9 protein-coding genes are annotated in these 10,012 nt (G+C 32.3%); all 9 read left to right on the forward strand.

The genetic code is table 11. The annotated features are described in order from the left end of the window. Positions 1-195 precede the first annotated feature (195 nt). The 9 genes from IV513_RS13870 (at position 196) to IV513_RS13910 (ending at position 9,958) form a co-directional block, all read left to right on the forward strand. Positions 196-879 (forward strand): hypothetical protein, encoded by a 684-nt coding sequence (locus tag IV513_RS13870; protein WP_209391154.1) that lies wholly within the window; start codon positions 196-198, stop codon positions 877-879. A gap of 2 nt (positions 880-881) precedes the next feature. Continuing rightward, a complete protein-coding gene (locus IV513_RS13875; protein WP_209391155.1) occupies positions 882-2,687 on the forward strand; it encodes a hypothetical protein in 1,806 nt (601 codons plus the stop codon). Positions 2,688-3,126: 439 nt separating this feature from the next. Beyond that, a complete protein-coding gene (locus IV513_RS13880) occupies positions 3,127-3,813 on the forward strand; it encodes a vWA domain-containing protein (RefSeq protein WP_209391156.1) in 687 nt (228 codons plus the stop codon). Next, positions 3,794-4,681: a protein phosphatase 2C domain-containing protein gene (locus IV513_RS13885; protein ID WP_209391157.1), complete on the forward strand. Its 888-nt coding sequence runs from the start codon at positions 3,794-3,796 to the stop codon at positions 4,679-4,681. Before IV513_RS13880 ends, IV513_RS13885 begins: the two co-directional genes overlap by 20 nt. Beyond that, positions 4,659-6,689: a serine/threonine-protein kinase gene (locus tag IV513_RS13890; RefSeq protein ID WP_209391158.1), complete on the forward strand. Its 2,031-nt coding sequence runs from the start codon at positions 4,659-4,661 to the stop codon at positions 6,687-6,689. Before IV513_RS13885 ends, IV513_RS13890 begins: the two co-directional genes overlap by 23 nt. A gap of 2 nt (positions 6,690-6,691) precedes the next feature. Continuing rightward, entirely contained in the window at positions 6,692-8,080 is a 1,389-nt protein-coding gene (locus tag IV513_RS13895) for a DUF4407 domain-containing protein (protein WP_209391159.1), read from the forward strand. Positions 8,081-8,384: 304 nt separating this feature from the next. Next, positions 8,385-9,365, forward strand: a complete 981-nt coding sequence (locus IV513_RS13900; RefSeq protein ID WP_209391160.1) for a BtrH N-terminal domain-containing protein — start codon at positions 8,385-8,387, stop codon at positions 9,363-9,365. Positions 9,366-9,590: 225 nt separating this feature from the next. After that, positions 9,591-9,758 carry a hypothetical protein gene (locus IV513_RS13905; RefSeq protein WP_209391161.1) on the forward strand — a complete coding sequence of 56 codons (168 nt, stop codon included), beginning with the start codon at positions 9,591-9,593 and terminating at the stop codon, positions 9,756-9,758. An 11-nt stretch (positions 9,759-9,769) separates the two neighbouring features. Continuing rightward, positions 9,770-9,958, forward strand: a complete 189-nt coding sequence (locus IV513_RS13910; RefSeq protein ID WP_209391162.1) for a hypothetical protein — start codon at positions 9,770-9,772, stop codon at positions 9,956-9,958. The last annotated feature ends 54 nt before the right edge of the window (positions 9,959-10,012 follow it).

Raw genomic sequence — 10,012 nt, forward strand, 5'->3', positions numbered from 1 at the left:
AAATTTGAAAAAAATGAAAATGGTTTTTGCTAGAGATTGGTTCTCCTATCGACTTTCAGTTTACAGTAGCCCGCACCTCGCAAAGCCCCTTTCCGTTATGCACAATGCGTTTGCGACAGTGCTAAAATCAACTTCAAGTCATAAAATTGACTTTCCAACAAAAATTACCCCAAATTAATTTCGTATTTTTACCAAATGGAACAGAAAGAGAAACTGACGATTGAAAAGTTAATTGAAGAAGCCCAAATATTCTGTGTTGAACAATCGAAATTTCAACACAAGGAACTTTATGGAGTAACCGACGGAAAAGCAGTAGGAACACTTATTGAACATAAATTCCAAACTCACTTAAACGACAAATATGAGGTTTTAGTAGGTTCTTCAGCAAGAGGAATTGACTTACCTTCTGATGATATTCAGACTGATATTAAAGTAACGTCTATCAGACAACCTCAATCATCTTGTCCTTTTAAAGACGCTAAACAAAAAATTTTCGGATTAGGTTATAATTTACTTGTTTTTGTTTATGATAAATCTGACGACCCAAAAACACAAACAGCAATTTTAAACTTTGTTAGTTGTTCTTTTGTTCACAAAGAACGAACAGCTGATTATACAACAACTTTCCGTTTACGTGAAATGGTAAAAGATGGAGCAAACGAAGCTGACATTATTGCTTATTTACAAGACAAAAATATTCCTGCTGACGAAATCACGTTAGCCAAAGTTGCAGAACAAATTTTACAAACACCACCAGAGCAAGGTTATTTAACCATTTCAAACGCTTTGCAATGGAGATTACAATATCAAAGAATTGTAGCCTTGACAGACGATATTCCAGGAATTGATAAAATTGTAAGCTACAATAAACCAAAATAAAAATGCAAATCTTTGAAGGAAATATTACTCATTCCGCTTTAGACTACTTAAAAAGTAATCTAAAAGAAGACATATGCTTCAAAGAAGCTAATAATTTGTTGTTTAATTCTTTTGGTATTGTTGATTTTTTTGAAACAGAGGAAGAATTAAAAAACTTAATTATTGCTATTTCCGAAAGCCAAAATATTGTTTCTGAACCTGACAGAACCGAATATGGAGATTTTCAAACCAATCTAAATTTAGCTAATAATGTCGCTAAAATTTTGGCTAACAAAAGCAGTTTGCCACAAATCATTATTGAACCAACTTGTGGTAAAGGAAATTTTATTTTAGCTTCTCTTCAACAGTTTCAAAATGCGGAAAAAATCTATGGAATAGAGATTTACAAACCTTACGTTTGGGAATGCAAATTCAATATTATTGATTTCTATCTACAAAATTCAAAAGAGAACAAACCTGTAATTTCAATCATTCACAGTAGTGTTTTTGACTATAATTTCAAGCAATTAGCGAAAGAAAATAGAGATAAGGAAATTTTAATAATTGGAAATCCACCTTGGGTTACAAATTCACAATTAGGAAGTTTAAATTCTTCAAACTTACCAAAAAAGCGAAACTTTAAAAACCATAACGGACTTGATGCAATAACAGGAAAAGGAAACTTTGACATTGCGGAATTTATTACAATAAACCTTATTGAAACCTTTCAAAAAATGAAAGGTCAAATAGCTTTGTTGGTTAAAAATTCTGTGATTAAAAATATCGTTTATGAACAAGAAAACAACAAATTTGGAATTTCTGAAATCGAACGATATTACATTGATTGCAAGAAAGAATTTAATGTTTCGGTTGAGGCTTCCCTATTTACTTGTAAGTTGAATACAGAACCTGAATTTGAATGTGAAGAATTGAATTTGTATAATTCCAAAAATACTGATAGAACAAAAGCAAGAAGCAAAAGAAGATTTGAAGAAAGAAAACGATTTGGTTGGATAAAAAGGAAATTTGTATCCAACATTGACGCTTATTTTAGTAACCAACAAATAGATGGTGTTTGTCCTTTTGAATGGAGACAAGGTATAAAACACGATTGTTCTTCCATAATGGAATTGGACAAAGTGAACGGACACTTTGTAAACGGACTTAAAGATGAAATTAAATTGGAAAATGACTTGGTCTATGGGCTTTTAAAAAGTTCGGACTTGAAAAATACTGTCATTTCAGAGTCGAGAAAATTCACAATCGTAACACAAAAAAAAGTAGGACAAGAAACCAATTATATCAAATATGATTATCCCAAAACTTATGAATATTTGACGGAACATCAAGAGGTTTTTAATGGAAGAAAATCATCTATTTATAATAACAAACCACCGTTTTCAATTTTTGGAGTTGGAGATTATTCTTTCAAACCATATAAAGTAGCCATTTCAGGGCTTTACAAAACTTTTCATTTTACATTAGTTTTACCACAAAATGAAAAGCCTTTAATGCTTGATGATACTTGTTATCTTCTTGGTTTTGACAATTTAGAATTTGCAGTTTATACTTTTTTGCTACTTAATTCTGAAACGAATGTTCAGTTTTTGCAATCTATCACATTTTCCGATGCAAAAAGAACATTTACAAAAGATGTTTTAATGCGTATTGACCTTTTGAAATTAGCAGAAAATATTGAAAATTCGGTATTACAAACAGGACTGAATGAAATAAACGAAACGTATAATTTCAACTTGACTTTAAACTTATGGGAAGATTTTATTGAAGAAATGCAACCCATTAAAAGCGGACAAATGCAACTCTTCTAATTCGCACTGTGCATAACATCGGTTTTGCAAAAGAGCGGGTTTCGTTCAAGATTGAAAGTTTGTACATTTTAATCCGCAAAACCATTTTTATTTTGCTCTTTTTTGTAATTTAGCAAAAGTAATAAATGGTTTTGCTACGTTGGTACAAAGTTGAAAGTTCCGTCTTTCTAATCCGCTCCTTCGCAAAGCCGTGAACCGTTAGCTGTCACCCTAAACGAACGACAGTGCATAAATCAACGCACGGACAAATGACAAAAAAAGCCAACGCTCAAAAAACAAATGAGGTGCAACCAACCGCTCCAAGCCAACGTTATTGCACCACATTTGTTTTTTACCAACCGCACATCCAACATTCGACAGACACGTTTACGGAAAACCGTATTTTTCATTCACAACAACTTTCTATATTTACAACATATAAATTTTAAAATCAAATACTATGAGTAACATCACAGAAATTCCAGACGTTGCATCGTCAAGAACATTTCATCAATTAGGTATTTTAGTGCTTGACGGAAGTGGCTCTATGCAACATTATATCGGAGATGGAAACCGACCTTTAGCTGATAACGTAAACGTTGCTGTAAGGGACTTTTTAGGTTTTTTCAAGAATAGTTCAATCAAAAATAACTTCTCAATTGCAGTTGTAACTTTTGATGATAATGCAACTATTCACACTCCTATCACTCCGTTAGAAGATATTGACGATTATGCTGACTATAATCCAGTAAACAATGGGCACGGTGGTAGAACCTTTATTGGTGGTGCGTTGCAAAAAGCGGAAGAACTTGCAAAAGAATTTTTATCTTCTCCCGAAGCACTTCAAAATAGTATTGACCATAAAGTAAGTATTATCGTTTTGTCTGACGGTTTATGTTTAAAAGCGGATGAAACGCTTAACATTTCAAAACAAGTAAAAGAAAACGACAAAATTCAAATTTGCACAACCTTGTTCTTAGCTAAAGAGCAAATTGGAGAAGAAGAAACTAAGTTAGCTAAAAACGTTCTTCTTGATGTTGCTTCTGCACCTAACTTTTTCAAGACAAGTTATTCAGAAAATGATTTGAGACAATTTTTCACATCGTCTCTATCTGCAAATACGAAGTATGGAAAATCAGACATTTAATTTACTTACCGCAACAGGAACGATTACAAATAAGTCGGAAAATCAAGATGCACATATTGAGCTTGAAAATTCAATTATTGTTGCTGACGGTTTAGGAAGTCTATCTTTTGCTGGGGTGGCTTCTCAAATAGTTGTACAAAGTATCAATGCAGAATTGCTGAACAATTTTGGGAAGTCTGAAAGAACAGACTTCAAACAAATTTTTGAAAATGCAAAGAGCAAATTGATTAGTCAAGCATCTGAAACAAACAATGACCCAAACCATTACGGAACAACTGTAATAGTTGCATTAGACAAACAAAAAGAATTGGAAATTGCGTACGCAGGAAATGGAGCAATATGGCATATAAAAGGAAATTTTAACGAATTTCCAAATACTTATTTATTTCCGTGGAATGCTGTAAATCTATTAAATCCTCATTCTATACCACAAGGAGGCAAAGAAGCTTTATATAGATTAATTTCCGCAAATTCTTCTTTTCAAGAAGCAGAACCAAGTATAATCAATTTGAAGAAAGATAATTTCTTCGGAGATATATTAATGATTTGTACTGACGGTATTTTTTCTAATGACCAGTTGAATATGGGAAGCAATTCCGCTGGCAAATGGATAAAGTTCGAAGAAACGATGAACTTGTTTTTTCAAAAGCTAAAGATATATTTTGAAGAAATAACTGAACCTAATCGAGAAAACTTAAACGAGTTTATTAAGAATTATTTAGAAGCAATAAAACCAATAATTGATGATGATGCAAGTATTGGTATTCTAATCACACCACAGGTTTTGCAGTATCAAAATAATAAAAGAGTTGAAAAAAACAATAACCTTTTAAATAATGAAGTAATTGAAAACAATCCAGCTCAATAGCAACCTTTACAAAACTACCAATCTAAACAATGAGTTTGACAACATCAATCACATTGTTATTGAAGACAAACCTTTTGCAAGTGGTGGGTTTGGCGAAGTATATCTATGCAAATCAGCCAATGGTAAAACATTAAAAAGCATTCAAGTAATAAAAATACTATTGAATGATGGAACAGGTAGCGATGAAAGAGGATTTAATACTATTAGAAGATTTCAAGATGAAATTTCAAAATACAATCAAAAACTAAAAGATAATAACGAAAAAACCTTAGACAAGGTAAACGGACTTGGTGCTTTACCACAATTTAGTTTTGAAGGAACACTTAATAATAAAAGAGTAATTGGCTATTCTGCCAATCTCTTGGAGAGTAAAAAATGGATTGAATTTGATAGTGTTGTCAATGATGCTGATTTAGACAAAAGAAAGAGATTAAAAAACGAATTTTACAATCTTCCATTAAATCACAGGTTAAAAATGGCTTATGATTTAGTAGAAGCGTTCAAGCATTTAGGCAATATGAATTTCATATATGCAGACCTAAATCCAAAGAACTTTTTCGTAAATATGACCGAAGGCAAACTTTGTCTTATTGATTACGAAGGTGGTGCAATAAATGACAATCCTGAAACTTTCGGAAAACCTGGGGATTGGCTTGCACCTGAAATTCAAGAACAACTCAGAAATGGACAGTCTCTAATTACTGTTGATTTTAATACTGATACTTGGGCTGTTGCAATTGGTGTTCATTTTCTTCTATTTCCTTTTCATCCTTTATTCTTCTTAAAAACAGTTGGACGGGATGAGATGAATAATTATTTGTCTAAATACAAATATCCATCCATCGACAAAAAAGATAACAACTTTAGAGAAGAGAAGGCTTATGATTGGTATATTGAAAGGTTGAAACTGCTTCCAAATGGTATCATAAAGGCTTTTGATGAAACTGTAAATTATGGATACAAAAACCCGAGTAGAAGATTAAGCTACAAACAATGGCATCAAGCGATTGGCAGTTTAATGACTAAGCCAAATATAAAAAGTTTTACTTCAAATTCTTCTACTGTTCTAAATGGTAAAAGTTTAGAATTATCTTGGGAAGTTGAAGATTTTGAAAGCATCAATATTGCTGGAATAGGAAATATAACAGGCAAAAATTCAACTTCTGTATCTCCTACCCAAACAACAATTTATAAACTAATTGCCGAAAACACTTTCGGAAAAGCTGAACAAGAAATTAAAATTGAAGTTCTCGCATTACCTAAAATTAAAGAGTTCAGAAGCAAGCAACATAAAATTGAATTTGGCAAGTCGACTGATTTAAAATGGGACATTGAAAATGCTGAAAAAGTGGAACTATTTTACGATGGAAAAAGTGAGGTAATAAGTAATCGTGGAGAAAAAAACATTGAACCAGAAAAACACACTCACTATAAAATAGTTGCGACAGCTTTAGATGGAATTACAAAAATTGAACAAGAGGTAATTGTTGAAGTTTACAGCCGTATTAAAATAAAAAGTTTCACTTCAAATTATTTATTCGTGGTTGCTTCTGTTCCTGTCACTTTAAATTGGAACATTGAGAATGCAAGTGAAATTATCTTGGAAGATAATTTTGGAAACAAAACAGATGTATCAAACAAACCCGAACTTACAGAACACATTAAACAAGATACTACATACAGATTATGGTGCAAAAATGAATTGTTCAATGAAACATCTGTAAAACTTCACATCACGGTAATTCAGAACAAATACGAACTTGAATTACAAAATTTAGTACCACGCTTTGACCAAATTGTTCCCGATATTGGCAAAGCGGTAAATCTTGATTACAATTTCATTCCAGCAATAGATTATGATACAGCAATCAGTTTTGAAACAATTGACTGTAATCTAACAATAGACCACAGCGACGGTGATATTTCATCAAATATTGTAAAAAAAGTGGCGAAGCCCAAAAATATAAAATCGATAGTAGATAAAATCAAATCCTATATTCAACCTTAACAATGAGAGATTTTTTTATTTGGTGCAGTGGTGCCAGCGTTGAAATCGTCAAAAAATGTGATGATAAAGAAATTAGCAAATACACCAATATTGGCATTGTTGTTTTTTGTGTGGCATTTTTATCCATTTTTTCAGCGACTTATTTTCTTTCTTTCGCATTCAATACCGAAGGCACAAACTTCGTTTGGCTTTATTTGCCAATCGGCATTATTTGGGGTTTTATAATCTTGTCGCTTGACAGAGCAATTGTTTCTACAATTAGCAAAAACGACACATTAAATATTCAAATTCTAAAATCAATTCCTCGTGTTGCATTAGCATTAATGATTGGAATTGTGGTAGCAACACCGCTTGAATTTAAAATTTTTGAGAAGGAAGTAAATAATGAAATAAATGCTACTGTTTCAAAAAAGGTGGAAGATGAAAGTGCAAGAACCATTCAAAACGAAATTAAGACGAAGAAAGAAGAAGTTGCTAAAAGAGAAAAAACCAAAGAAGATGCAAGAATTAATCTAAAAAACGAAGTTGAAGGAAAAACAGGTCAAGGCGTTGGCTACGGAACTTATGCAAAGCTTTACAAGGAGGAATTTGACAAAGCCACACAAGAATTAAATAAAGCCAGTAATGAATTAGCGACATTAGAAAATCAAAAAGTAACTCTGCTCAACACAATTGACTTAGAAGGAAAAGTAAATGAATACAAAGCTCAAAAAATTGGAGTGATAGAACGTGTGAAAGTTTTGTATTCATTAGGTGGAACACATTTGGCAATCACAATTCTATTTGTTTTGATTGAGCTTTTACCATTATTGACAAAGCTTATGAGCAATAAAGGTGGCTATGACGAACTTATTTTAGAAGAAGAAAATAATAAATTGGAACTTGCGAGAATAGGACATCAAAAAGAAACTGCACTTAAAAATGAATTGAAAGACCTTGACAACCAAAAATACACGCAGAAATCAAAAATTAAACTTGAAATTGAAAAAGAATTACAAAAAAAAATACTAAAAAAATTGGCGGAAGCACAAAATGAAATCGCCATAAAAAGAATTGACGAGTTCAGACAAAAAAACATTGCCGATCCCAATATTCCGAACACTCAACAACCAATAAATAGAGCTAAATTGGAAGACAAATTTTGGAAACAGAAAAATGCTTTGGACAATATTGAATATTTTTTCAGAAATGGTCAGCCACAAGACAATGAACTTATCTATTCAGAAGCAGGAAATGTTAGTAAAGGTGTTTGGAATTATAATCAAACCAAAACAGAAATATCAATTGACATCAACAATCAAAAGACAGAATTCGAAGTCGCAGAGATTAAACAAGATTATTTAAAACTCAAATACAAAGGTTTAGATGACAGCATAGAATTTGAAAGTTAGCAACTATGTGCCATCGCTTTTGGTAGCACATTTGCATTTTAGCCAACGCACAAAGCCAACAAAAAATGCAAAAGAGCTACCAAGCCAACGCACCACGAAACGACCAAATGAATGAACAAACAACATACGAACAAAAGGGCGAACAGCTAACAAGGTATTGGCGTAATGGCGGGAGAAGTTCTTCGATTGAGCATTTTTGCAAGGCTCAACATTCGTTCATCGATTGAAGTTTTGTGCTAAAAATCCGCCACTACGCCAATACCCGAAACGTTAGGCGTCAGCTAAGACAGATAGAGTAAACAAAATGAAAATAGAGAATTTAAAACCATTTGACGGACAACATTGTGAGACAACTGCAACAGGAACATTGTTGCGACAACTTGACATTGAACTTTCTGAACCAATGCTTTTTGGGCTTGGACAAGGACTTGGATTTATATTTTGGAATATGAAAACAATGGACTTTCCTTTCATTGGCGGACGCATTAAAACTGATTTACTGACACTGAACATTGCGAAAAACTTAAACCTTGAATTGACAATAAATGAAACTTCCTCAATTCAAAAGGCTTGGGACAACGTGAAACAGCTACTTGACAACGGGAAAGTTGTAGGACTTAAATTGGACTGTTATCATTTAGAATACTTCTCAAATCCTTTTCATTTTGCCGGACACTATGCTGCAATTTATGGCTATGACAATGAAACTGCATTTTTAGTAGACACAAAACAACAAGGCGGAAAAGTGAAAACAAGTTTGAAAAGCTTGGCGTTGGCAAGAAACGAGAAAGGACCTATGTCCTCAAAAAACTTGTATTACACCCTTAACAAGACAAACAAAAATTATGATTTAAAAATTGCTGTTTTAGATGCTATTCGTAACAATGCAACAGATTATATAAATCCACCAATCAACAACATTGGTTATAAAGGAATTTTAAAAACCAGCAAAGAAATACATAAGTGGTATGACACAAGCAAAAACATTGAAAGCGAATTTAAAGCAAGTGCAATGATAATGGAGAGAGCAGGTACAGGCGGTGCATTATTTAGAAATTTGTATAGAGACTTTTTAAAAGAGAGCTACGATATTTTAAAACTCGACAAACTTAAACAAGCACACACGGAATTTATTGAAATTGCAAACTTGTGGACAGAAATTTCAGATTTGTTTTTACAAGTGAGCAAAACAAAAGACAGAAAATATATCGAACAAGCTTCGGACATTTTAAAAAAACTTTCAACAAAAGAAAAAAATGCAATGGAAAAGTTGGCGGAGATATAGCCGAACGCCTAACACGGGTTTTGCGTTAGTGGGCGGACAGTGTGAATAGAATCATTTGAGCAATTAATAAACATTGGTGCTAGCAGACAGCTTACGGTTTCAAAAGCCCACCAACGCAAAGCCCGAAAACGTTAGCCGTAATGCTGAAAAACATGCTGTGAAATAATGCTTTAAAAAATTAGAAAAAGTTTTACAATAGTTGAAAAAACTTCAAACACAATTAAAATGGGAAACATTGAACATAATACAATTCATACATTAAATTCAGGATCTGGTAAAGAAATTTATTTAGTTGGCTCTAAAAGTCAATACTATTTTTATATAACAAAATCAAATAAAACATTAAATTTACCCAAGGAACTCAATAAAAGAAATCGAGATAATCAAAAATAATAAATTAAATAATGATGAATAAAAACTTACTTGAAAAATCTAATGAGGAAATATTATCCGAACACAAAACCCTTAAAATCTTACTAATAATTGCTACAACTGCTTATGTTATTTATTTAGGAATTATTTTTTATTCATTTGCTGTAGATAAAAAATGGATCAGTAACAAAAGTTGGGGACTAGGCAAAAATTTTGGATAATCTGAAAAGGAAAAATGCTTTGTCTCTCACGCCTCGAAGTTGCATTCTGAAGTT

The organism is Chryseobacterium sp. RR2-3-20, from assembly GCF_017808115.1.
GTDB classification, from domain to species: Bacteria; Bacteroidota; Bacteroidia; order Flavobacteriales; family Weeksellaceae; genus Chryseobacterium; species Chryseobacterium oryzae.

Excerpts from the sequence above, each read along its gene's own strand:
- IV513_RS13875 (WP_209391155.1), top strand. The coding sequence starts at position 882 with ATGCAAATCTTTGAAGGAAATATTACTCATTCCGCTTTAGACTACTTA.
- IV513_RS13910 (WP_209391162.1), top strand. The coding sequence starts at position 9,770 with ATGATGAATAAAAACTTACTTGAAAAATCTAATGAGGAAATATTATCC.
- IV513_RS13870 (WP_209391154.1), top strand. The coding sequence starts at position 196 with ATGGAACAGAAAGAGAAACTGACGATTGAAAAGTTAATTGAAGAAGCC.
- IV513_RS13895 (WP_209391159.1), top strand. The coding sequence starts at position 6,692 with ATGAGAGATTTTTTTATTTGGTGCAGTGGTGCCAGCGTTGAAATCGTC.
- IV513_RS13900 (WP_209391160.1), top strand. The coding sequence starts at position 8,385 with ATGAAAATAGAGAATTTAAAACCATTTGACGGACAACATTGTGAGACA.
- IV513_RS13905 (WP_209391161.1), top strand. The coding sequence starts at position 9,591 with ATGGGAAACATTGAACATAATACAATTCATACATTAAATTCAGGATCT.
- IV513_RS13885 (WP_209391157.1), top strand. The coding sequence starts at position 3,794 with ATGGAAAATCAGACATTTAATTTACTTACCGCAACAGGAACGATTACA.
- IV513_RS13880 (WP_209391156.1), top strand. The coding sequence starts at position 3,127 with ATGAGTAACATCACAGAAATTCCAGACGTTGCATCGTCAAGAACATTT.